General features: G+C 62.4%; 20 protein-coding genes. 8 read left to right on the forward strand and 12 right to left on the reverse strand.

The features are described from left to right. The first annotated feature begins 89 nt into the window (after positions 1-89). The gene (locus tag BDB13_RS30705) at positions 90-1,154 is read left to right on the forward strand and encodes a PDDEXK nuclease domain-containing protein (protein ID WP_094275944.1); all 1,065 of its coding nucleotides are present in this window, start codon (positions 90-92) and stop codon (positions 1,152-1,154) included. A gap of 517 nt (positions 1,155-1,671) precedes the next feature. Here BDB13_RS30705 and BDB13_RS30715 read toward each other — a convergent pair. From BDB13_RS30715 to BDB13_RS30725, 4 genes are all read right to left on the reverse strand, one after another. Beyond that, on the reverse strand, positions 1,672-3,015 hold the full coding sequence (locus tag BDB13_RS30715) for a hypothetical protein (protein WP_094275747.1): 1,344 nt from the start codon (positions 3,013-3,015) through the stop codon (positions 1,672-1,674). 409 nt (positions 3,016-3,424) lie between these two features. Then, a complete protein-coding gene (locus BDB13_RS32535) occupies positions 3,425-3,577 on the reverse strand; it encodes a hypothetical protein (protein ID WP_176459821.1) in 153 nt (50 codons plus the stop codon). A gap of 98 nt (positions 3,578-3,675) precedes the next feature. Next, positions 3,676-4,125, reverse strand: a complete 450-nt coding sequence (locus BDB13_RS30720; protein ID WP_094275748.1) for a hypothetical protein — start codon at positions 4,123-4,125, stop codon at positions 3,676-3,678. Further along, positions 4,122-4,577, reverse strand: coding sequence for a hypothetical protein (locus BDB13_RS30725; RefSeq protein ID WP_254923141.1), 456 nt, complete (start codon positions 4,575-4,577; stop codon positions 4,122-4,124). The genes BDB13_RS30720 and BDB13_RS30725 overlap by 4 nt, the downstream gene beginning before the upstream one ends. A gap of 555 nt (positions 4,578-5,132) precedes the next feature. Between BDB13_RS30725 and BDB13_RS30730 the strand changes: the two genes are divergently transcribed. From BDB13_RS30730 to fabG, 3 genes are all read left to right on the forward strand, one after another. Further along, positions 5,133-5,564: a helix-turn-helix transcriptional regulator gene (locus BDB13_RS30730; protein WP_094275749.1), complete on the forward strand. Its 432-nt coding sequence runs from the start codon at positions 5,133-5,135 to the stop codon at positions 5,562-5,564. Positions 5,565-5,924: 360 nt separating this feature from the next. Then, complete coding sequence (locus BDB13_RS30735; RefSeq protein WP_094275750.1) at positions 5,925-6,878, forward strand: hypothetical protein; 954 nt, start codon at positions 5,925-5,927, stop codon at positions 6,876-6,878. A 58-nt stretch (positions 6,879-6,936) separates the two neighbouring features. Continuing rightward, positions 6,937-7,635: a 3-oxoacyl-ACP reductase FabG gene (gene fabG, locus BDB13_RS30740; RefSeq protein WP_094275751.1), complete on the forward strand. Its 699-nt coding sequence runs from the start codon at positions 6,937-6,939 to the stop codon at positions 7,633-7,635. A gap of 220 nt (positions 7,636-7,855) precedes the next feature. Here the strand turns inward: fabG and BDB13_RS30745 are convergent, their stop codons facing one another. The 8 genes from BDB13_RS30745 to BDB13_RS30780 all read right to left on the reverse strand — a co-directional run bounded on the left by BDB13_RS30745 (position 7,856) and on the right by BDB13_RS30780 (position 17,561). Then, a complete protein-coding gene (locus tag BDB13_RS30745; RefSeq protein ID WP_094275752.1) occupies positions 7,856-8,485 on the reverse strand; it encodes a hypothetical protein in 630 nt (209 codons plus the stop codon). 158 nt (positions 8,486-8,643) lie between these two features. Further along, positions 8,644-9,246, reverse strand: coding sequence for a hypothetical protein (locus tag BDB13_RS30750; RefSeq protein ID WP_254923142.1), 603 nt, complete (start codon positions 9,244-9,246; stop codon positions 8,644-8,646). Then, on the reverse strand, positions 9,243-10,820 hold the full coding sequence (locus tag BDB13_RS30755) for a peptidoglycan DD-metalloendopeptidase family protein (RefSeq protein ID WP_254923143.1): 1,578 nt from the start codon (positions 10,818-10,820) through the stop codon (positions 9,243-9,245). The genes BDB13_RS30750 and BDB13_RS30755 overlap by 4 nt, the downstream gene beginning before the upstream one ends. Before the next feature lie 11 nt (positions 10,821-10,831). Beyond that, positions 10,832-11,644 (reverse strand): hypothetical protein, encoded by an 813-nt coding sequence (locus BDB13_RS30760; protein WP_094275754.1) that lies wholly within the window; start codon positions 11,642-11,644, stop codon positions 10,832-10,834. Positions 11,645-11,647: 3 nt separating this feature from the next. Continuing rightward, positions 11,648-13,747, reverse strand: a complete 2,100-nt coding sequence (locus BDB13_RS30765; RefSeq protein WP_254923144.1) for a hypothetical protein — start codon at positions 13,745-13,747, stop codon at positions 11,648-11,650. After that, on the reverse strand, positions 13,744-16,794 hold the full coding sequence (locus BDB13_RS30770; protein ID WP_094275755.1) for an ATP-binding protein: 3,051 nt from the start codon (positions 16,792-16,794) through the stop codon (positions 13,744-13,746). The genes BDB13_RS30765 and BDB13_RS30770 overlap by 4 nt, the downstream gene beginning before the upstream one ends. Next, a complete protein-coding gene (locus tag BDB13_RS30775) occupies positions 16,791-17,192 on the reverse strand; it encodes a hypothetical protein (protein ID WP_094275756.1) in 402 nt (133 codons plus the stop codon). Before BDB13_RS30775 ends, BDB13_RS30770 begins: the two co-directional genes overlap by 4 nt. Positions 17,193-17,234: 42 nt before the next feature. Beyond that, the gene (locus BDB13_RS30780) at positions 17,235-17,561 is read right to left on the reverse strand and encodes a hypothetical protein (RefSeq protein ID WP_094275948.1); all 327 of its coding nucleotides are present in this window, start codon (positions 17,559-17,561) and stop codon (positions 17,235-17,237) included. Positions 17,562-18,802: 1,241 nt separating this feature from the next. Between BDB13_RS30780 and BDB13_RS30785 the strand changes: the two genes are divergently transcribed. The 4 genes from BDB13_RS30785 (at position 18,803) to BDB13_RS30800 (ending at position 24,139) form a co-directional block, all read left to right on the forward strand. Beyond that, the gene (locus BDB13_RS30785; RefSeq protein WP_094275757.1) at positions 18,803-20,914 is read left to right on the forward strand and encodes an FtsK/SpoIIIE domain-containing protein; all 2,112 of its coding nucleotides are present in this window, start codon (positions 18,803-18,805) and stop codon (positions 20,912-20,914) included. Between the two features lie 56 nt (positions 20,915-20,970). Further along, positions 20,971-21,327, forward strand: coding sequence for a hypothetical protein (locus BDB13_RS30790; protein WP_094275758.1), 357 nt, complete (start codon positions 20,971-20,973; stop codon positions 21,325-21,327). Continuing rightward, positions 21,327-22,838 (forward strand): chromosome partitioning protein ParA, encoded by a 1,512-nt coding sequence (locus BDB13_RS30795; protein ID WP_094275759.1) that lies wholly within the window; start codon positions 21,327-21,329, stop codon positions 22,836-22,838. Before BDB13_RS30790 ends, BDB13_RS30795 begins: the two co-directional genes overlap by 1 nt. A 77-nt stretch (positions 22,839-22,915) precedes the next feature. After that, a complete protein-coding gene (locus BDB13_RS30800; protein WP_094275760.1) occupies positions 22,916-24,139 on the forward strand; it encodes an insoluble domain protein in 1,224 nt (407 codons plus the stop codon). Positions 24,140-24,225: the final 86 nt, after the last annotated feature.

Consider the following 24,225-nt stretch of genomic DNA (forward strand, 5'->3'; position numbering starts at 1 on the left):
AGCCTGCTATCGATCGGTTGTCGAATGATCTCAACGCAGGATTGCCTGTCGTTTGGGCAGGGATCGTCTGGTTGGGCGAAGATGGACAAGTGAATGCTCCAGCCGAACTTCCTGACGACTACCTCCAGCTTCTCGATCGCCTTAAATCGCAGGTACGGCAGGCCCGCATACGTGCCACACGAATCGTCAACACTGAACTGCTCACCCTGTACTGGGAGATCGGGCATGCCATCGTGGAACGCCAGCAAGTCGAAGGCTGGGGAACAAAGGTGATCGACAGACTTGCTATAGATCTCAGATCAGCGTTCCCTGAAATGCGAGGGTTTTCCCGAACGAATCTCAAGTACATGCGTCAGATAGCGGCCGTATGGACTCGTGATGAAATTGGTCAACAACCTGTTGGCCAATTGCCCTGGGGCCATGTGACGGTGTTGCTCGACAAACTTGACGGGCGATCCGACCGCGACTGGTACGCCGCGTCAGCCGCCGAGCATGGCTGGTCAAGGAACGTACTGCAGAACCAGATCCGCAGTGGACTGCGGCATCGCATTGGTGCGGCGCCGTCAAATTTCCGTGATCACCTCCCTGTAGAGGACTCGGATCTCGCACAGCAGTTGGTTCGCGATCCGTATGTATTCGATTTCCTCGATATCACTGAACGTGTGGCGGAACGTGAGCTCGAGTCAGCGTTAATGCTGCGGTTGGAGCAATTTCTTCTCGAACTCGGCCATGGATTCGCGTTCGTCGGACGCCAATACCACTTCGAGATCGGCGACCAGGATTTCTATATCGACCTGCTGTTCTTCAACTGGGTGCAGGCGAGATTCGTAGTCGTCGAGTTGAAGGTGGGTCGATTCGAACCGGAGTATGTGGGAAAGCTTGGGTTCTATGTCTCCTGGATCGATGACAACTTGCGGGACAGAAAAATCCATGCCCCTACGGTCGGGATTCTGCTGTGCGCCGGCCGTAACGACAACGTAGTTCGGTATTCGCTGGCGGGAACGACGGCTCCCCTTGCGGTCGCTGATTACACCTATGAGACTTTGCCTTCGCCGATTCGCGATCTCGTCCCTACCGACGATGAGATTGCTGCTGCCGTCGAAGCTACGGTTTCGGAACTCGACTCCCAGATTCCTGACCATCCCGATCGCTAGCGAGATAGACCCTCATCCCACACGAATCTCCCTGGACTGGAACAGGATCGGGGAGTCGTAGGTATCGACATCCCTGGCAATGCTGTATGCCCGTACGCACCTGTCTATGTCCAGTCGATGTGACCTGGACTGTCGATGCGTCAGTGGCCACGATGATGACCCGTGCGGGGAGCTTCTTTGCGAGGTTGATCCGGACTTGGGAAGTGCCGGTGATTCGCAAGGTCCAGGCGTGTTTCGCATCGGCGAAGTGTGTCGTCGAGTTCGAGGAGGTGGTCGACGACAACGACTATCGTTCGGGCGCCAGCTGCCAGGCGGAATCCGATGTCGGCAGGGGATCTTCGGCTGTGGATCTTGGCCATGGATCTTGGCCGTGGATCGCGGCTGACGTGTGCGTGAGTGGTCAGCCTTCGTCCTTCGCTGTCGACTGACCGGCGGATTCGGGGTGTGGGGTTGCCGTCGAGACTATGCAGTGCTGCCGACAGTCGACCGGACTTCCTGCGCAGATGCGGGTACGAGTTCAATTCGTACGCGCCATTCGGGCGTCGGCCAGGTGCTGTGCGAAGGCTGCTCGGGCAGCTGCGCGACTCGCGGCCGAGGCGGCCGCTGCGTCTCTGCGTGTACGTTCTGCCTGTCGTTCAGTGATTTCCTTGCGTCGGGTTTCGTCGGATTGCGTGCGTTTTTCGCTAGGGGACGGGCCGGTCCAGTCGAGCTGCGAGAGCTTCCACCGCAGGAATGCTGATGGGGAGCTGATTGCGCTGGCTGTAGGCCAAATCTGGCCGGTTTCAGCGGTGTGACGTGAGAGTGTCTGGGCGATGTCGCGGCCGCTCCAGCGTGTGGTGTCGATGCCTGCACCGCGGATTCCGTCCGCGATGGTTCCGATGTGCTGTCGGGGAGTGCCGATCCGGTCTTTCGGGTCGAAGGCTGGTGCATGGGTGGCGAGCGATGCAGCGGCTCGCTGCAGTTCGATTGGCCGTTGGGTGGTGTGGTTAGAGGAGTTTTTCCGCGCGCGTGCGCGTTGGTGAGTACTTCCTACGGAAGAAGAAGAACAAACAAAAGCATTCGAAGATAGGGGGCCACGGGCGCCTGGCTGGGGATTGTCGCCGGTATTGGATCCGGTCGGCGGGGTCTTGCGCTGGGTGCAGGTACGAAACGCTGCAACGCGGGCGGTAGCGCGGCTGCGCCGTGCACGCTGGGGACGTTCGATTGGGGGAGTGGAGATCACGACTGCTTTGGGCGATGACAGCGACCATGTCGAGGCTGCTTTGTGCTGGCTTCCGCCGTGGTGGGCTTCTGCTGCCAGGTACTCGAAGCTCGACAGTGTGCGGCCTCGTGCATGCTCGACTCCCATGGAGAGGGCTTTGAGTACGCGACGGGCGCGTTTGAGGGTGGTGTCGGAAACCCCTGCGTGGTCGGCGATTCGGGCCTTCGAGGCGGTGACTCCTCGGCCGGTCTGGGTTTCGGCGAACCTTGCATGGGCGTTGGCGCAGGCCATCAGGGTGTCAACTGCGAGGTGTTCCTTGGCGAGCGCAGCGCGACCGCCCTCGGTTGCAGTGACCTGGTGACGGAGCTGACGTAGCCACTCTGTGCGGCCGGACCAGATCGGAACGCGAGACTGCTCGGACGGGGTAACGGGTAGCGCCCATGAGGACCCGCGCTGGGCGCTGTCGGCATTGAAAGCTTCGAGGTGTTCGATTTTCGCGGTTGCCGAGCGGACAGTTTCGGCCCATTGGATGTCGGGGGCGGTGAAGGTCTTTGTTTTGGTGACATTTTCGGGGTCGGGATGTGACTTGCCGACAATGTCACTTTCGATTGGTGTTGTTCCTGGTTCAGGGTGTGGGTTACCCTGAGACGTACCCTTCACGGGTAGTCCCTTCAGTGAGATGAAGCGAAATGCGGTACCCGAAGTCGAAGCGGTTTACTTCTTCTTCAGCTAGAAACGGTGTCGGTTGCCCGGCAAGGCATTCCGATCGGCGAACTTGATTTACGTACCCCCGCAAGGGGGTTTCGTCATTTCTAGGGTTACTGCGCTATGGAATCCGAGGTCCCGCGTGTGTGGACTGGTTGGTTTGGAGGGTTACCTTCCAAATGGGGGCATGGTTGCAGCATGAGCAAGCGGGCTCTCTGGTGAGCGGCGCGGACACGAATTAGCTTTCGGGGAAGCTCGGGACCGCCATCAGCGATGGCGAGACTCGTTCACTGTGCGCTACGCAGGGAAAACGTCACTCCGACCAGCCCGCACAGTCCCATGACAGTTGCCAAAATCATTGGTGTCATCGCGGGCGCGAATCGGCCGGCAGCGAATGATCGAGAACACCGGTTTCGCGGAGCAATGTCGAGCGGATGACACCAACGATTACCGAATCCATGATCATCGGGCAATCGTCGCGATCGGGGCTGTCGAAGTCGCCTATCAAGACGGTCATGATGCAACTCCGAGATGGATCGGTGCGATCGCATAGTGGCGGGAGGCTGCGAGGAACAGTGGTTCGGCGACCGGTTGGGGTGCGGTTCGGTACGACTCTCATGCCTCGGCGGCCTGTGCCATGAATTTCTCGGCATCCACATCCGAATGCGCGGCGATGATTGCCGAAAATGCACTGGTCACAGTTTCGGTCCCGTCGTATTCGATATCGTCGAGCAAGTCATGCGCGTCGAGGCCAGAGTTGATGACAGCGGTCCAGGCGTGGTGCTCTGCAGTGGGACATACCGTGCGCCTGATCGCCGCGAGGCGGCTGAGAGCGTCCCACCGGACCTCGAGGGTCTCTCGTTCGCACGTATTGGTGACTCGGCATAGACGGCCGACGGTGCCGCCAACCTCGGTGAAATTGGGGATCGTGGCGGCGAGACCCCACTGCGGGTGGTCATACAAATCGGCGAACCAGGCCCAACAGTTGGCATCGCAACCGCCGATAGCAGGAGATTCCACCTGCGGTGTCGCCATCTGATAGACAAGGTCTGAAACGTGGCTCACGCTACGTCTCCTTCGCCTCGAAGGTTCGTACCTGAGGCGTGGAATGTGCGTGGCTTACGTCCGCGATCGACGGCATATGCACGGAGCCTGTGGTCGGCTACGGGTTTGCCGTAGTAGTCGTAGACCGTGCCGGCCATGATCTGATCCGCAGGAAGAACCTGCCCCTGGCGAAGTGATTCTCGGCACTGCTTCAAGAGTGGACATTCCGAGCATGACGCCATCGCGCGCTTCCACGCGGAGAGGTTCTGGCCCTTGATCTCCCACGCCTGCGGCCTGCCTGCGCATATTGCTGCGCCAGGTTCGGACTGCGTGAGAGGGATCGTTCCGCGGGATTCGAGGACACGCCGAATCAATCGCAACTGCGGGCAATCCCGGACATCCGCGGTGTAGCTGAAACCGCATCGGGCGCAGCGTCCCGAGTTGGTGGGACGGTGCGAGGCAGCACGTTGCAACAGTCCAATGTCTGTAAGTCGAAATAGGTTGCGTGCCGACGACGGTCGGTCGATGTTTCGTGTGGCCAACTCGCGCAAGGCATCTGCGGCTTGGGGGCACAGTGGAGTCGTCCCGGAGAGGGCGAAGTCACATTCGATGCATCGACCGGAATTGGGTACATGTTGTGTAGTGACCCGGAAAAGTTGCAGCGTGGAACGTGTACCGAGCGGGCTTGAGGGCACGCTCGAAAACTTCCTGACGCTCAAAGCGTCAACTAAGGTGTTCATTGCAGAACTCGCTTTCTGCGCTAAGGAAAATGCTGGACGGGCTGGAACCCGTTTGGTGCCGTCCCCCGGTCGTTGTCGCGGCTGGGGGACTTCTTTATGTCGTGGAGGCTTGCGCCTCGGTGATCAGCGTCTTGGAAGTTCGGATACTGTCACCTCCTTCCGCCAAAACATACCTTCTAAAGCAAGCCATATAAAACATGTCTTGTGTGCATACCCTAGTAAGGAGGCGGCAAAGTGTCTAGAGATGAGGACAAGATGGGTAGGGCTCGGTCCGTGAGCCGACGAGTCATGCGGGGATTTCGCCCCGGCAACCTTGCTGCTGCGCGGCGATCGATGGGCATCTCTCGGGCTGAACTCGCTCGCCAAGCTGATATCGGCGGGACGACGATCACTCGATGGGAGAGGGATGAAGCATCCCCTCAGGTCGACCTTTTGGCGCGGGTCGTGAAGGTACTCGGTATCGAGATTTCCGACCTCGTCCAAGTGCCTGTTGCCGAAAGGTTTCCAGGAGACTGGCGCGTCTTGCGGGGGCTCACTCAGCCGCAGTTGGGTGCCGCAGCTGGTACTTCTACCCAAATGGTTGGCAGCGTCGAGCGTGGAGAAATTTCGCTTTCCGATGCGATGGCGAAAAAGCTGTCCGCAGCGTTGGGCATCTCCGAAACTGAGCTGCGAGCCAGTTACGAGCGCGCTCGATCTCGTCCGCATGGAGAGAGTGCATAACCCATGCGCTCCATGCTTGGGGATGCAGATCGAACCCATATGTAACGTCGAGAGCAAATCGGGACGATAGATCCGATAATTGGGCGCAGTCGGCGTAAAAGCGCGATCGCGGTAGTGCGAAGTAGTCATCAGCTGTCCCCTTTTGAGCATCCGAAAGCAGACCCACGATTTGTGGGCCTTCTGCTTCAGGAAGGGAATCGCTCACCGACCAGCGCTGGCAACGAACAAAGTCGTTGCCATCGAGTAGTAAATACCTGTGAAACGCACAGATGCAAACCGCTGTGAAGCCGGTCACAAACGGGACGGTTGACCTTTGTTTCCGATGAATAGTGTTGCAGCACAATCGCTTATGATGCTCGGATGTCAATTCAGGGTACGTGGCTCGCGGTAGACATCATCGGCACTCAGTTCGGAAGAGAGGTCTTCATCCATTCGGCCGCTGGCGAGCGTGTTGCCCGTCCATTGTCGCGCTGCGCCACGAAGCTCGGTCTGGACCGATCAGGTGAGGCAGTTGTTGACGCAGTCGTCAGGTCACTCCTGGACGGCAAGAAGATCCCTAAGGTCGAGGGGCTCGTCGTCGAAAGCCACCAGATCGACGCATCCGACGGAACGCCAGTCGCCTTGATCGTGTGGATCGGCGACCGCGAGCCGGATCCTCGCCCGACCTACAACGTGTGGGTTCTCGACATGACCGCAATGACCACGCGCACAAGTGGCGACGACCCGTCCATGATCGGAGACGGGCGAGAAGCAAACGAGGAACGTCACGTCCAGCATCTCTTCACCTGGCTCAACCCGGAAGACGCCTGGGGCATGGTTGGCGGCTACTACGACGCACTGACGGGAGAGGACGGACTGCTCATCCAGAGCTATTGGAGCTTGCGTCCCGCTGGTACCGAGTGGGTCCACATGTGGTCCTCCTGCCGACTGCGCCTCACCGACGACGGCAACCAGCGCACCCTCTACGGGCTCACCCTGCGGCTGGCCGAACGCGAACTTGAATCCAACATTGCGTCGCTGATCCGCTTCGGTAACGCGACGTTGATGCTCGTGGAGGCTCGAAACCGCATTCCGCTGACCACCGTCGGCAAGCTCGCACCCCTCGGCGAATCCAAGATCGCTCAGGTGCTCGATCAAGTCGACCTCGAACTGCTGGCGAGCCCCGACGATCCAGAAAGTTCCGGACAGCGACTGCTGATCGATGGCGAGCCCTTCATGGCATCGACCTTCAAGCTTCACTCCGCCAGAGAAAAGGAAAAGCACGGCGATCCCGTCGCGATCATCCTTCTCGTAGAAGAAAAAGTGGCAGTCTGACCTGTCACCACCCGCCGTTGAAATTCCTATTCATGCAAGACTTTTGGAGGTTCTACCTGTGCGCGTCTTAGTTACTGGAGCCAACCGAGGAATCGGTGCAGCCATCGCCAGCCACCTTGTTGCCGAAGGTCACACAGTCTGGGGCACACACCGTGGGGCGTCGGTACCTGATGGCGTTCACGGCGTCGAATGCGACGTCACAGACGACGAATCAGTCGATCGTGCGTTCACCCATGTAGAGACAGAAGACGGCCCTATCGAAGCGGTCATCGCCAACGCCGGCATCACCAACGACACGCTGATCATGCGCATGACCACCGAGCAGTTCACTGGTGTCGTCGACACCAACCTCACCGGGGTATTCCGTGTCGTCAAACGCGCAACCCGCAACATGCTCAAGCACCGCGCCGGCCGCATCGTGATCATCGGATCGGCCAGCGGAATGTCGGGAATGCCAGGTCAGGTCAACTACACCGCAGCAAAGGCTGGGGTCATCGGCCTCGCACGCTCGGTAGCCCGTGAACTTGGCTCGCGCGGCATCACTTCCAATGTCATCGCACCCGGATTCACAGAAACGGACATGGCGGCCGCAGTCAGCGACAAAGTCGTCGAAACGGCTCTCTCCCACATTCCTCTCGGACGCTTCGGTAAGCCGGAAGAGATTGCGGCCACTGCTGCTTTCCTGCTCAGCCCAGGCGCCGGCTACATCACGGGCACCGTCATCAACGTCGATGGCGGAATCGGAATGGGTCACTAACTCTAACCCCGACCTACCACCAAAATGCCCGCCCCATCGATCTGGGGGCGGGCATTTGGCATCTGAGCGTGTTGATCGGCCACTGGCGAAAGAAGATTGCCCGTGACCTGCGTAGACGACACGTCCCCGCGCGGTAGAACACATCTGACCTGCTTCCCGCCGGCCGTCCCGCACGGGGACTTTCAGAAGGGGACCGTGAGCCGCGCGGCGAAGCGGTCCTTTACCGCGCCTGCTGTACCTGCTCCAGCGCGGCTTTGGCTTCCGGCAGGCTCGCGGCGTACTTGGTGACCACGTCGTCCCTGTTCGTACTTGTGCGCGAGAACACTCTGTTGCCGGGGTCGTAGCCGCGTGGATCTGCGAACTGGACGGCGACTGCGAACTCGACCGGATCATCGCGGGTTTCGGGCGGCACCGTCGCCGCGACATCCATGAAGTGCTCTACGGCAGCCTCCGTCGCTTGGCCACTTTCTGCGCCACCGGGATAGCTCGATCGCCAACCGAACACGTCGACCGTACTTCGCTTCCCTGCCGCGCCGCCGCTGTTGCCGGCGTACCAGCCGCTCTCAGCTTCCGCGGCAGCGAGCGTGCCAAGCACCATCGTCTCGTCGCCGCCTCGCGCCGTGACGATTCTGACGATCGACTCGACGGTGTAGTAGCGGCGCACGTCGACGGCGTCGTTGACGTCGATGGCAGGAATCTGTGGCGCGATAGAGGTAGTTTCAGGCCGCGGACTGGCATCGCCACCCGCATTGTCGGCTCCACACGCGGTCAAGCCGGCTACGAGCGCGGCCGACGCGACGACGATGCCGATCATGCGGGCGCCTGCGGTAGCCCTTGCGGTGCGCTTCATCTGTATTCCCCTCCGATGGTGAACTGCCGGTATCTGTGCATCCGGTAGTTCTGAAACCGTTTGCGCCTGTGCGATGTTCGGCGCTGCGGTCTTCGTGGATATGAACTTAGTCGATCGACGGGAACTCGCTCTTGGTGCGCTGGTCGCGGGTGTGTCGATCAGTACCGGATGCTGTCGACGAGCCACTGGCCGCCGCCTTTGGTGAGCGTGACCCACACGGTGGTATCCGGTGTGACCCCTGTGGTCTCGTCGCCGGCGATTGCCGTTTGGTGAATGCTGGCCACGCGGTGAATGAGTGTGTCTGTGTCGGTTGGGCAGCCTGAGCATCCGACGCTCACGTCGGCAACGACTTTCGCGTTGTCCGACGCCCATTGCCCCCATTGCGCGCCGGGACCACGCTCGGTGTGGACGTCGACGAGGAGCGATGCGGCAAGTGGCTCGCTGAACCAGTTCCGTGCGCGTGCATAGGCATCGGTGGGGCTGCGATCGGTAGCCGGATACCAGGTGAACGCGATGGAGAGTGCCTGACGCACAGTGTTTTCCGCTGCATCGCTATCGGGGTTCGACGGGACGTCAACAGCTGTCGACGATGTCGGCGATGTCGGCGAGGTCGTCGTTGCGGCCGGCATCGCCGTTGCTTGGACGGGTGTCGCGGTGCCGGCGCCATCGTTGCCGAAGTCGGAAAAGTAGAGCACTACCCCGGCCCCGACCGCGACCGCGACCGCGAGCGCGAGCAGAACGAGCTTGCGTACGTTACTCACATGACTCTCCTGGCTTTCATATCGCTCTGAAACGGTGACTGCTTGACGACATCCCCGGTGGTGGGTGCGTGGATCATCTGACCGCCGCCGATAGCGACTCCGACGTGACCAGGGCCCGTGGATTGCCATCCGCCGAACACTAGATCGCCGGGTTGTGCTTGATCGATCGGGATCTCGACGCCGACTGCCCACTGCTGCTCCGACGTGCGCGGCATGGTGATCTTGTTTCCGCTACCTGCGTAGATGGCGTAGCTGGTCAGTCCTGAGCAGTCGAAACCTCCACCGGTCGGCCCGCCGGTTCCGCCGCCGCCCCACACGTACGGGGTGCCGAGGTACTTGCGGGAGGCTTCGACGGCTTGGGATCCGGATGCGGAGTCGGGGGAGGGGACGAATTCTCCTCGTCCGCCGGGTTGCTCGAACTCGGGGATGAAAGAGAGCACTTTCTGCACGTAGGGCTGGGTTTCGCTGGTGTAGTCGCCGCCGGAGGGCATACCTCCGGCGTCCTTGATTGCGTATTCGCCGGCGTTGTAGCTAGCGATGTAGAGCGAGAGCGGATCGCCTTTGACGGATCCGTCGGCGATCCACCTGTCGACCTGTCTGGCGATTTCGCAGAAGTATCGCCCTTGCGCCATGACCGCGTCACCGACGTCTCCCTGGGATGCGGTGCCGTTGCCGTCGTCATCTTTCCCATAGACCGCCCAGGTCGGATCCATGAACTGGGTGTAGCCCTTCGCACCTTTGGGGCTGACGAGGGCCTGGAATCCGGCTTCGGCTTTGGTGTCCGCGGCGAGAAGTGCCGGGCTGATCTGCGGGCACAGTGACCCTGCTTTGCGGAACCACGGCTCGAATTCCGCTGGCACACTTCCCGGTTTGAGATCGCCGCCGCCGGCGACACCGAACCCCGCGCAGTCGATCGAGGACGACGATGCGGCCAGCTGGATGTTCGGACTGTTGACGTCGACCTCACCAGCAGGTGCGGGTGCGCCGCCGAGCTTGGTCAGCGGATCGACCGCGAATCCACCCTGCAACCGGCCACCTTCCCAGTACTCGAAATGCAGGTGAGGGCCGGTGGATCCGCCGGCATTGCCGATGTTGGCGATATGGTCGCCGGCCTTGACCTGCTGGCCGGGTGTGATCAGGATTCCGTCGGTGAACATGTGCCCGTAGACCGTGCTCACGGGCTTGTCGTCGACCAGGGAGTCGAGAACGATCCAGTTCTCGAAGCCGACGCCGGGACCTTCGCCGGAAGATCCGGCCTTGACCGCGACGCCGTCGAGGGCGGCGTAGATCGGGGTGCCGACGGGTCCGGCGAAGTCGATGCCCTTGTGCTGGGATCCCCCACGAGGACCGAACGGTGAGGTTTGAGTCGTGGTTCCTTCCTTGGTGGGTTGGGTGATCGGTCCCGATGCCTTCAAATCGGTGTTGCCACTCGGGGATTCGCCCTTGCCGCTGCCGCCCTTGTCGCTCTCGCTCGATGAGGTGCTGCCGCAGCGGTTCTTGGGGATGACCGGGTCGAACGCGCATCCGGACAACCCCAGGACGGCAGCGGTGCCGGAGATGAGGATCAGCGCCACCGCGCGGCGCCTCACAATGTCCCCGGCAACGGGGTGTCGAGGTCGGGGATCGGGATAGGTCCGGGCACCGGTACCGGTGCGGGCTCACGGCTTGTGGACGGGGCAGTCGTTGACGTTGACGGTGCCTGCGTGGTGGTAGCCGAGCTGGTGGTCGATTTCGGTGTCGTGGTGGTCGTCCGAGCCTCGGACGTCGGTGCGCTGGTCAGTGGCGGAACGCCGAGCTTGTCGACCTCACTTCTGTCGAGCGTCGGCAACGGCGACTGCACCTGCCACGCCGAAACCTTTTCGTACACAGTCGCTTTGAGAGTGATGCGCAGGTTACCGGCCTGCGTCGGCACGATCACCTGCACCGCACTTTCACCGCCGGTGCCGGCCACAGTTTCACTGCGGGTGGGTCCGGTGATCGCCACGGCTACCAGCGGGCGAGCGCTGACGACCGTCACGCCGGGAGCCTCAGCGGTGTGCTTGCCGAGCTTGGTCTTCCATTCACTGTTCGAGAGCGACCGGTCGATGTAGATGTGCGCGTATGCCATCGCCGTTGCCGGGGCGCTCTCGGAGACGGCAGCGACTGACTTCCCGGCGATCGTGGATTCGGTGACCTCGGTCAACTCGTGGGTGAGATCCCCGGCGACCGCGGGAGCCGCTGTCGTCGTGATGTTCGATGCGGACGCGGTATTTGTCGCGGTGGGGGACTGGCCGAACAGTGATCCGGCGACGAACAAGACGGTGAACGCGGAGACAATCGTGATCGTCAGGTTGGTGCGTGAGTAGAGCACCCATCGCCGGATCGGCGCGAGTACGGGATTTGCTGTGTTGGTGGACATCCGTTACCCCTGGCCGTGATTGGAAGAGCCCGCCGAGGTCAACGACGGCGTCCACAGGTTTTCCGTCGACCGTGGTGGCGTCGAGGAGCTGAATTGGGCTGCGCGTCGCCCCGGTGTCGAATTCTCGGTGGAGGAATCCGCCGAGGACGGAGTGAACACCTTGGTCGGCGCGATGTTCGAGCGCGGACCGCCGTCCCAGGTCTCGCTCACCGATGAGGAGCTGCGCGCCGAGTCGCTGTCGGAGCCTACGAGCTGGCGAGCGACCACGCCGCCCCTGTTGGCCGCCGGCGCCTGGATCCGAGGCATCATCGGCGCGGTTTCCTTGCCGGTATCGGCATCCGTGCTCGTCTGGAGATCACGCTTGGTGAAGTCGTGATCCGATTCTTTGCGTGAATCCGACAGTCGCTGTTGACGATCCATCGTCTTGCGCGCCTCGACGCGGGACTGATCGACCTCCTGGCGACGGCGCTGGTTGAGCTCGCGGCCCTCCGGACGTGCCAGTACCCCGCCATCTTGAATGTTGGTGCTGTAGCGGTCTTTTGTCTTCGGTGAGACTCGGTCGGCCGCGGCGCCACCCACGACTGCGGCTGTTCCCGCACCGCCCGTTGCTGCACTGAGGAAGGCTTTTTTCGCCATCGACTGGACGCCGCGAGCCTTACGCTGGAGCGGACTGGCCTGGTTCTGAGTGAAGGTCTGCGACATCCGCTTGAACGGTTTCATGATCATCCAGCACACCGCGGTCAAGATGATCATGAACCACAACCGCCACGTTCCGTCGACGATCCCGTTGTCGGTGTCGTAGAGCTTGACCAGCGCCATCAGATACAGGGCGATGATCACCGCGCCCGCCACGCCCCACATGTATGCCGTCGCGATCGCGCGACACACCCGAGAGAGAGTTCCGCCGTGTATTGCAGCAAGCGGAACCCAGATCGGCGCGAACAGGATAGCCAGCCGAATCGCTAGTAGGGCAGTGAGTTTGAGGATCGAGGCGCCGATCCACAGAACGGACGGCATCATCAGTTTGATCATCGCCATGAAACCGATCCCGGTACGTCCGGAATCTTTTCCCTGGAATTGGTTGTACGAGAGGTTCAACCCTTCGAGCTTCTTGATGATGTCGTCTTCGAAAGCCTTCGCCTTCTTGTCGGCCAGCGCGCTTGCTGCCTCGTTGTCATCGACGATCTCTCGCTGCTCCGCATACGAAAACGCCAACGCGCCGCGAAGTTGCGGACCGAGCTTGAGTTCCTCGTCGTTGAAGTTCGCGCCGAACCAACCCTTACGCCAATCGTCGAGGAAGATCTGGTCGATGAGCACGTTGCGCGGATCGGTGTCGCTGCCGGACACGGAGAGCATCTGCCCTTGGGCGTCGGTGATGATCGAGCCGAAGGTGTCGTCGGCGATCTGAATCGCCTCCTGCGGTGCGCCGACGAACAGCGCTCCGATGCCCAATGCTGCTCCGGCGATGGCGACGGTGCGGGTCACGGCGGCGGCGTTGGATTTGAGTGCGTGCCACAGGATCATCGCCGCGACTGCTGTCAATGCGATGCCCAGCCACATTCCGTAGACACCGAACATGCCGCTCGAGATGGAGGAGACGATCTGGTCGAACGTCGCCATCGCCGGGGCGATGCCGGCATCTTCGGCTGCTTGTCCGGTCTTGGTCTGGTCGTCGAGCCAGAATGCAGCGGCGGCGAATCCTTTGCCGATTCCGAGGAAGAGGTTGCCCGTGGTCGTGTCGGCGACGGCGCGCGGTGCGTTGACCAGGTCGTTGCCGCATCCGAGATCGTAAGTGGACCAGGACAAGCCAGCCCAGCCGTACGTTTCGTAGCCGGTGGCGTTGTCCTTCGGTGCACGGTCCTTGCTCGAGGAATCGAACTCCGAGGCCATCACCGAGTTCGGGTACTCGGGCGAGGGGACGTCCTTGCAGTCGAACCCGCCGGCCGATGCGATCCCGCCGCCGCCGATCAGTGGCAGCAGTACCAATGCCAGAACAGCCAGAATGCGCCCGAGATGCACAGCCAGCCCGTTTCCGCGTTCCTGGCTGGTGCGAGCCTCCACGATCGCAGTTCCGGGCGTGGGGCGGCGTTCGGGGGTGATCATGCTGGCCCACCGAGTGCGTTCTTCGACGAGGAGGAGTTCAACGCCTCGAAGACGTGCGCCAGGTGCACGTAGTGAATCCAGCTCGACCGCACCAACTCGACGTCGTCGGCCATCCGGATCATCCAACGGCGAGCCTGATCCTGATACGAGGTATTGGTGTCCTCGTCGAGAGTGTCCTCACCGCCGCTGCCCAATTCGGCGAGGAACTGCTCGAACCCCTGCCCCACGGGGAGTTTGAGGAGTTTGAGGGCGCCTTCGATCGCATGCGGATCGCCGCCGACATCTCCGACGAACACTTCGTAGGTCAGCGCGGTCTTGTCGTCGCTTCCGTCCAGACCGAGAAAGTCGTCCGGGAGCTGCGAGCACACCAGAGCGCGGACCTTGAACTTGCGAGAGTCGCGCGCGATGCGCAGGTTCAGGGTTCGGCCAGCGCCGGTGGATTCGAGGTACTTGTTCTCGTCGAGGAAGAGCACCTTGCGGACGTGACGCGGCTTTTCGTAGACGAGCCTGTTCGCCAGCCACGCGGCCATGTGCATGAGCGGTGCGGTCATGCGCTGCTGCGGAGTCCACTGCGAGGACGGTGTTCCCTCGGGCGGCAACTGCAGGCCCGGCATCGTCAGGATGGTGAGCCGGATGTCGGCGTCGAAGGCATCGGCGCCGCTGCCGATCGTGCCTGTCTCGGGGAACAGCACGCGGGCTTCGGTGAGGTGGGACATCAATTCGAGCTGCTGGTAGAGACCACTCGCGCAGGTCTTGACCGCCTGATCCGGGTTGTTCTCACTGATGGTCTCGATTGCGGCCAGCACCTCGCGGAGGTTGTGGTTGCTGTCCCCGCCCACCATGTTCGCGGCCAGATGAAGTACCGGTTCGGTGTGCTCGAGGTGCAGATGGCGCTCGGTGAGCATCATCTTGAGAACCGAGACGGCGACCTCGACACGTTCGGCTTCGGCGGCGCGCAGGTCGGCGTCGAACTTCGACTGCGCCGCCGCATACCGATCGGCGTCGCGCGCGAACTCGATGTTGGCGGCGTCGTATTCGGGAGCCTCGCGACGGGGATCGGTGATCACCCGGTACGGGTTCAACGCTCCCGCACGGGAATCGCGGCCGGTCAGTGCGTAGACACGGGCGACATCGCGGAATTCGGGGAGGTCCGCCAGCTTTGACAGCGGCCCGGACGGGTCGAGAACGACACCGTACGCACCGGCGCGCACCGCCTGATAAACGATCATGCCGGCGAGGAACGTCTTACCCGATCCGGGGACCGCAACGATCGGAGTCAACCCCGACTTGTGCTTCGATTCGTGGGCTGCGAACAGATCCCAGATCACCGGTCGCGGCGAGATCGACGAGGTCTCGCCGAGGACGACACCGCGCCGGTCACCGATGCGGTCACTGACCGTGGCCATACCGGCAGCGACCGCCTCGACGTCCATGCGGCGAGCGTGGGCGATGTTCGCCTGCGGCTCGCCGGGAATGAACTCACGAAGCAACTGGTACTGGCCGTGCTCATGTTCGAGCGCGATGTGCGGGGAGTACATCTCCTGCAGATCTGCGACCTTCTGCCGAACATCGTCCGGACTTGTGCCCACGACCGCGACGCGGTACCAGCCAGTCGTGCGCGTCGAGAGTCCCGAGTGGTCTTCCTCGACATCGGAGATCACGTTCTGCGCGCGAGCGTGCTGCTCCGCCAACTCTTTCGGTGGCACCTGATCGTGCTCGACGGTGTAGTGGTCGAACTGGCTCTCGATCTTTCCGGTCAGGGAGCGCATCTTGCGGATGGTCGATGCCTTGTCGTGCAGTTCGATTCGATCCGACCATTCCAGCGGCTCGCCGGACGGGTCGCCGATGATCTGCCAGGGGAGCATCCGTTCGGGGATCGGCAGTGGTGCCATGCGGCCGACGGTCAGCACGATCACCGTGCCGGTGTATTTGCGGCCGTCGACGACACCGGAGACGGTCGTGTAGCCGTCACCGGGGGTCAGGGACAGGTCGGTGAGGTCTTCGAGGGCAGCGACGTCGGTTTCCTCCCAGTCGCCGCCGCCGGAAATGGCTCCACCGGCTGCGAGGGGTAATCCGATCGTTGCCGAGCGGCGCAGCAGGTAGTCAATCGCGGTCGGGGACGCGGGAACAGCTTTCGCGCCTTGGCCTGACATGATCCGCTCCAACGAAGCGAGGTGATCGGCGAGTGCTTTCTGCTCGCGATCGAATGCGTCGTCGGCCCAGCGGGTCGCCAGGGAGGAGACCCGGCCCAACAGTGGCCAGCGCGCTACGTGCATGAGCATCCGCGCGGTCCAGTCCAAAGACTGCCCGAGACCAGAACGTGAGGGGAGTTCGATACCCCAGTAACGGCCCTTGAGCGTCGCGTTCGACCACAGCATCGCGTGCTGCTGACCACGTAGGTAATCGGCCCACGACAACGCGCCGGGCACATCAGGAATCGGTGAGGCCCAAGCATTGTGATCGATCGCCCACTGCGTCACCGGAAACGGAGTACGCACCAGTCGGCGATGCAGCTTGCGCACACCGGCCTTCTGCAGGTTCGTCAAGATCATCGCTTCGTCCTGGATATAGCGGCGTTGCTTGCCGGTGGTGCGGAAATTCCACGGACCTTGCTGCTGCCAGAACCACGCCGTCGGGGTCGTGGCGGTGCGGGTGATGTTGGCGGAGGTGCCGGTCAGTTTCAGGCAGATGGCTTTGCGTTCGCGGTCTACACGCTTCTTCGCCGCGTCCTTCTCGCGAGTGGTTGCGGACTTGCGTGCCTTCTTCGTGGTCCGGCCGCGGCGACCACGGGCCCGCAGGACCTTTTCTGCAACCTGATCGGGATCCGTGGACGGAGTCGTTTCGGTGTCGTCTTCGTAGACGTCTTCTTCGTAGTCGTCGTACTCCGGTACGGGCGTGTCCGCTTCGGACCACGCACGCGCCGGACGGCGAGCATTGGACTGCGCAGCAGCCCACGAGGGAGGGAGCGAGCCCGGAAGGATGACCGGAACCGGATCCTCGATCTTCGGATCGAACAGTGCGGCAATGTCGTTGTCGTGAACGGTCATCGGTGATCCTCACCGTCGAAATGGGCAGAGTCATCGGAAGTGGGTGCGCTCTTGGTCAGCCGTGTCGGAAGTGACACGAACAGGGTTTTGCCGACCTTCGGTGGTCGCGGCGCGACGAGGTCGTTGAGAGCAGCTTTGAACACCGAGCGCAGCGGCCGGTCAGGAGTGACGAACTTCGCGATGCGGGTCGTCAGCCAGACCGTCACCAGCGCCATCACCATCAGAGTTTTGAATCCGAGCGGAACGTGCAAAATCCCCCGAGCGATCACGAACACCACGACGAACGCGGAAGCCCCGACGATGCCGGCGGTGTAGCGGATCCGGACAGGCAGGGGATAGCCGGTGGGGCCGAGGTAGTGCCGGTCCACGCGGTACATCAGGTCGTCGTTATCGATCACCGATTACTCCGTTCACGTGGTCTCAGGGTTCGCATCAACGGTCTAGGTGCTGATACCGAAGAGACTGAGGAGCCAATTGCCGATCCCGGTCGCAGCAGATTCCGACGTCGCAATCCCGAGGTACGCGAGCCCGAAGAGACCCAACCCGCCGACCGTGAAGACCCGCGAGAGATTGCCTTTGAGACCACCGACCAGCACCACACACGCGAGTGCGATCAGGATCGTGAAGACGACGTTGTCCTTGATCCACGCGCGCAGGCCACCGGTGTTGACGTCCGTCGACTGCGCGAGGGTGACGACATCGGTGGCAGCAGGTGGGTGCGTCGTCGCGATCGACACGTCGATCACGGTGGAAGCGATAGAAAACATGAGCACTCTCCAACAGGTTGAAAACCAGAACCCACGAATGTGGTTGCGCGGGAACATAGAAGACTTGGGACATAGATTTCAACGTGACCTGTGGATAACTCTCCTGATTACGACGAATTGACAGCGAATCGGAGAAACAGTCCGAAAACGCGGCGAGCAATCCCGCTGATGCCACGTTCAATACGAAGAACTTTTGACAGTCGTGGAGTGTCTGATGCAGGGGCTCGCGGGGCCGGTGCAGAGTCGGATCCGTATCAGTGCCGCAACACGGTGTCAGGTGGCGTGGGGCGAAGACTGTCAGTCGAGGAGTTCGGACACTGACTTTCGTATATGTCCGACAGCATTCCGTGACAGGTTGCAATCAGGGTGGAGAAATCATCCGCGTCGGAGGTACGCGCCAGCGCATCGGGAAGACGCCTGAGCTAGTGGTGATTTCGACCGTGGGATCTACAGCTATGGTCAGCCCCCACGAGGTGTCGGTGCGCAGGTGTGCGCGCAGCTTTGCGGGTGCGCATGCAAGCAGTCGCGCACACAAGCATGTACGAGGTTGTCCCGACACGACTGAGGGCAGGTGTGAAACGGGGTAGGTTTGAAGTGTTGCGAAATGGTGTGGGAAACGGGTGGATTCACCGTCCCCCCTCTGGGGGTCACTGCCGTTTTCAGGCCCGGAGGGCCTGAAAACGGCAGTGTACTCATGAAAATTGCGCCGCGCCAACTCTTTTCGGGAACTGCTGGTCAGGGTCCTGTAGAAGCTGTCGGTTAGGCGTCTTTGAGAACTGTTGGGGCGCATAGTTACCAGAGTTTCGATAGGGGTTCGCAACCACTCGTGACGTGGTCGGACCAGGTGTTGTCGGGGGGTGAAGAAGCAGAGTTGTCGAGTACTCGCAATAGGGTTCGTGGAGGGACCCCGGAGCACCTCATTTCGACTCTGTTCTGATGCCTCGTCGTATCTCCGGGAAGGGTCGTGAGGAAGGTCCGTCGCACCGGCGTCTGGGGTTGTCGCTACACCCCGATCGATGTGTTCTGCAGTGCCGCAATCGGACCCGGTCGAAGGCCGCGGCGCACCTCGCCCGAAGGCAAGGAATGGACTGTTCCGACGCGGGTTCTGAGCCGTCGAAAAATTCTTCGAAAAAGTTATCCACAGGTCACGTTGAGGTTCTTCTGCCAACTCTGCGACAGTGCTCCCACAACACGCCCGGCGAACAATATCGCCGGGGTGATTCGAGCGAAAGGAGCGGCCGGTGAGCAGAAGTCAGCATGACCCCCTCAAAGACTTTCTCGTCGACCTGCTGCGCTCGGACGATCCGAAAGGGCGGAGCGGTAAAGCCAAGGAGGCTGCGGTTGGCAAGTACAACCCAACCGCGCCCTTCGCTGTCATCGCAACGGCTTTCGTGTTCTATGCGCCCCGACTGGTCGAGTTGACGGGGCAGGCACCCGAGAGTCAGGTCGCTACAGTCGCAGCTTCGATTCACGGGTACCGCTGGCTACTGCTCCTCGCCGCCGTCGTATGGATCGCACTCGACGTCGTGCGGTTCATCTCGCACCGTCACCGCGCCGGACTCGATGCTCAGGTTCGCCAGGCCACCAGTCATCTTCCGGTCAAGATCGTCGTGGGATTTCCGCCCGGCATCACGGCGTTGCGCAACGCCAAGATCAAGCTGCCTCGCGGTGCGATCATCCGTCCCAAAGAGATGGACGAATTGACCAGCGCCATACGTGGTTCCGCGAGCCGCCGAACAACGAAATGGACCCACACGATCACTCACGAAGCTCACCGCGATCAGATCGTCATCACCCGCAAGGAAACCGAACCCGACACCCGATCGCCACGGCACAAGGCCCTCGAACAGGCACTCAAAGACGGACCGCTCAAGGACCCCGTCGTCGCCGTGGACTGCTACGACGAGGCCGGTGTCGAGATCGGTTTCAAGATCACCTTCACTCCCTCGCTCAACAGTGGCGCGCACGGTTTTCAGAAGAAGGTCGAGGAGGCGCTCGCAGCCCTGGCCGGCGACCACGAATCGGGTCGTACCTGGGCGACGGACTGGTCCCCGTCCGAGGGTTACCTTGTGATGAGTTTGCGCGCACCGCTACCCACGCGTGTCGATCATCCACTCGAACTTGTCGACGAGAATCTGCGTCACTTGCCGTATGCGACAGCGGCATCGGATCTGACCATGTTCTGGGACATTTCCACGAAGTCGAACAAGCCGCACTGCCTGATCGTCGGGCCGACCGGCGGCGGTAAGACGTCGGTCATCCGAACCCTGCTCACCGAAGCTGCACGCCGCGGAATTCCGTTCCTGGGCGTCGATCCGAAAATGATCGAACTCGACGGACTCGAGGGGTATCCCGGCTGCGCCGCGATCGTCTACGACGCGGTTCGCTCCGCGATGCTCGTGCGCGCGCTGCACTGCGAGATGATGGCCCGCAATCACTACGTGCACGTGAAGAAGATCGAGCCTTCGGAGCTACCGCTCCTGATCACCGTGCTCGACGAATTCTTCATCCTCTCGGGTAAGTGGCAGCGCCTTGCGAAGACCGGCGACGACGAAACCCGCGAGACGCTCAAGGAACTCGATCCGCTCGGAGCGTGGGCCGATCTCGCGGTGCTCGCACGATCGGCCGGCATCCGCTTGCTGCTCGGTGTGCAGCGTCCCGACGCCTCCCTGTTCGGCGGTGCATCGGGTAACGCGCGAGACAACTTCGGCACACGTATTTCGCTCGGCAACCTCTCTCAGGACGGCGCGATGATGCTGTGGGGAGACTCGCAGGTCGGCCGCGAAATCGACACGTCCGTTCCCGGTCGAGGCGTGGCGTTGGGCAACGACGGCAGCCCGGTGGATGCGCAGATGTGGTGGACCCCGAACGTGGACCCGCATCCGAACAAGTGGAACCAGCTCTCGAACTCCGAGAAGGCGATCATCAACGGGCTCCGCCCCGAGGTGGAACCGCAGATCGCGTTCTACTCGAAAGAGTTGCGCCAGTTCGTCGAATCCGAGCGTTCGATGGCCACCGCTGCTCGTGAGCGCGGCTACGCCCCGGAGCCGACGCAGCTCGGCGAGTACCTCACCGATTCCGCTGCTCCCGCTGCCGCCCCGGACGACGACTTCGACGCGATCCCGGCCCACGCAGTGACCGAAGGAATGACCGTGCTGATCGACGACGGCCACGGAAATGAACACGAGGCAACCGTCTTCGCCGTGACCGTCATCCGCGCCAAAGACACCGGCGACGTCACCGAAACCACGATCACGTTCAACGGCACCGGACGGGTGAAAAACCACATCACCTACGGGCCGCACGAAGTGGTGTTCCTGCCCGAACCGGACAAGGTCCTCGAGACCGTGTGACCTCCAGACGATCTACCCCCGAAACCCTCCTAACACCCCACGAAAGGTCCATCACCATGAGCCGTCGTATCTCCCAGTCGATCACCCCCACCGCCCAGGACATCACGTTGCTTCGTGGTCCCTTCGCGCCGACCAAGGGAGGTGGGGATCCGGTCATCACCGAACTACGCAAGGTCCTCAAGGACGCCGTACCTGCATGGCTAGCAAAGCTCAGCGAAGAGCAGGAACTGACCCAGCCGCGCCTCGACGAGATCAAGAGCGCCGTCGCCACCCGACGCCAGATCATCGAGGTTCTGCCCGACGGGAAGGCACGCGACGACGCTCTGGCAGCGCTCGACAAAGCCGACACGATCGTCTCGGAAATGGACAACGAATTGTCCGCTGTCGCTGCGTTCAGCGGGACTAGCGCCTGATGTCCGCCCTTGCCATCGAGATCACCGGCGAGCGGACCGCCGTCGCGCGCGGGGCAGGGGCCGAAGAGGTGGAACTGACCGCCGACAAGGGGCAGTCGATCCACGTTGTGATCGCTCAGTACAGCCGCAAGCATTCGGCCGAGTCGGGTGCGCCGGTCGAGGTTGTAGTGAACGAAGCAGGTCACACGAAATACCTCACCGTCGAGCCTGACGGGAATGTCACAAAGTCGCTTCCCACTGGGCCGATCTCCGCAGTGACCGACGAGTTGCAAGCAGTTCCGGTCGAGGCAGCTCCGGAACCGGTCACGATGTCCGTGGACAAGACCTCGCAGCCACAGCAGTCTGAAGTGGCCGAAGAACCAGACGACGAGCCGGGGGTAGCTCCGGTCGAGGTCGCTGAGGAACCGGTCACGATGTCGGTGGCCCCCATCGGCCACCTGCCGGTTTCCAGTGAACGACCGGTGCGCGGCGACAACCAAGCACGACCCGTGGTCAAATCCCGTCCCCAAAATGAGCGCCCAGCGAACCCTGCCACCCGACCACGTACGCAGTCGATGCCGACCCGCTCCGCGACGTCGGTGCTCGCAGCTCCAGAGATCACGCCCGGTTCGAGTGAACCCGCTCGTACGGGCATTCGGGGCCGACTCAACGCCGTCCTGAACCTGGGACTGGCACCGAAACCCGAGTCCGCCGAAATGCGTCAACGCGGCGCAGTCTCCGCGATCGCCGGTCCGATTCCGGGGTTCTCGATCGTGACGGTGGCAAACCCGAAAGGGGGAGTCGGCAAGACCCCGATCGCAGTCGGATTGAACGCTGTCATCGCCCAGCATCGGGGAGCCGGAAGCTCCGTCTGTGCCGAGGTCGCCGAGGTCGGGGGCAGCCTCGCCGACCGCGTCTCCGTCCCGCCGCGCGAGGGTCAGGATGTGCTCGCATTGGTTGCAGCCGAGTCAGTGCAACCGGGGAGTATTCGCCCTTCGGAGTTGTCGCGGTATCTGGCTCGTCAGCCCGGCGGCGAAGACATCGTGGCAGGCACCTTCGACGGCGCAGGCGGGGCCGGTCTGGGATACGACGACGTCGAATCGTTGGCTACCGTCTTGTCCCAGCACCGCGAGGTCCTCATCGCCGACACCGGCAACAACCGGCTCGCCGGCAGCTGGCAGTGGGCGACCTCGAACGCACATGTCCTCGTCGTTCCGGTGCCGTTGCGCCGCGATGCTGCCGCTGCCGCACATCGCATGTTGCTCGACCTCGCGGCCACCAGTCGTTCGGACGTTCTCGCCCGCACGATCGTCGTCATTACCGACGGACCGGGAGATGCGCCGATGGTCGAAACCGAGGCCGTCGACGCCTTTCTCGAACTCGGCGTACACAAAGTTCTTCGCATGCCGTTCGAGCCGTTGTTCGCTTCGGGTGAGCGGATCGCGACCTCCCAGCTCCGCTCGACCACGGCGCAATCCCTGACCGTCGTTGCCGGGGCAGTTATCGACCTGATCGCACACGCCGCGCTCTGACTCACTGTCGCCGGGCACCGCCCGTTCGACCTGCGTATCGGCTTCCACCAGCAGTTTCCTCATCGAAAGGCACCACCATGAGTATCGACATCACCGCGGGTAACCGAGCAGCTCGCCGCGCACAGCAGAGCGGCCGGCACCGTCGCCGCAGCGTCGCACGTCAGGGCGCTGTCGCTGTCGTCGCTTGCGCAGCGGTCGCGGCCGGCGTCGCCCTCGCACCGTCGGCGATGGCCGCACCAGGGCAGGCCGGCATCACCGACGGAGGTGGACAGGCCGGCATCTCACAGGGCGGCGGCCAGTCCGGTGTCACCGCCGAAGCTCCCGCGCCGGCTCCTGTCGCTCCTGCGCAGCCCGCGCCGACCTACTGGGTCGAACCGCCCGCGCAGTACCAGAACATCACGTACCAGCCACTGCCGAACTACAACTACAACACCAACACCTACCAGGCACCGTCCGACTACAGCGTCGCCCCGATCGACTACGGCCAGATCCACCTTCCCGGCCAGGTCGAGATCGTCGCACCGATCATCGCGCCGAAGGAAAAGGGTCGCGTCGGTGACTGGGTCTTCGATCAGCCGAACTGGGTATCCGATCAGGATCTCGCCCGCACCAACGGCACCAGCGCGGTCATCGAGAGTCAGGTGTCGACCTTCTACGCCTCGATCGGTATCCCGGTCGATCGTGCGAGCCGGATCGCCGCCGCGCAGTTGGCCGGTGGAGCCGGTGGAGCGTTGGCCGGTGCCACAGCGCTGGGCGTGCCCGCAGCAACGGTAGGCGGGTTGATCGGAGGAACGATCGGCGGAACGTCCGCCCTCGGATTGTTCAGCCCCATGCTGACGCCGATCGGAGCTGTGCCCGCAGGGGTAGTGGGTACGGCCACCGGAGCAGGTATCGGTGCAGCGGTTCTGGGAGTTCCCGCAGCGGCGATCGGCGCAGTCGGCGGCGGCATCGCAGGCGTTGCAGCTGCAACCGCATACGGCGCAGGCGAACTCGGGGTGCCCGTCGACGTCGAGGTCCCCGACGTCGACCAGACCGCAGTGACGACACAGACGCAGAACGTCCTCACCGAGTGGGAGAACTCCGGCCCCATCGGACAGGTCGTAGCCACTACCGTTCGCGACACCGTCGCCGCCGCACCCGCGATCGATGCGCAGGTCCGCGGCTTCGTTGCCGTGCAGCCCGGTGGTCAGGCGGTCATCGAGCAGGTCGATGCCGCCCTGACCGACTACCTGAACAACGCGTCGCCGGGTCTGGCATCGACGCTGATCAGCCAGGCAATCGGTGCGGGCGCACACGCATAAGCCCCGCAAAAGTCGGACAGCTCGATCAGGGCGGGCGACACACTCGCTGCCCGCCCTGATCGGCCAACGGCAATGACAACGACGAA

This window comes from Rhodococcus sp. OK302 (assembly GCF_002245895.1).
Taxonomy (GTDB): Bacteria; Actinomycetota; Actinomycetes; order Mycobacteriales; family Mycobacteriaceae; genus Rhodococcus_F.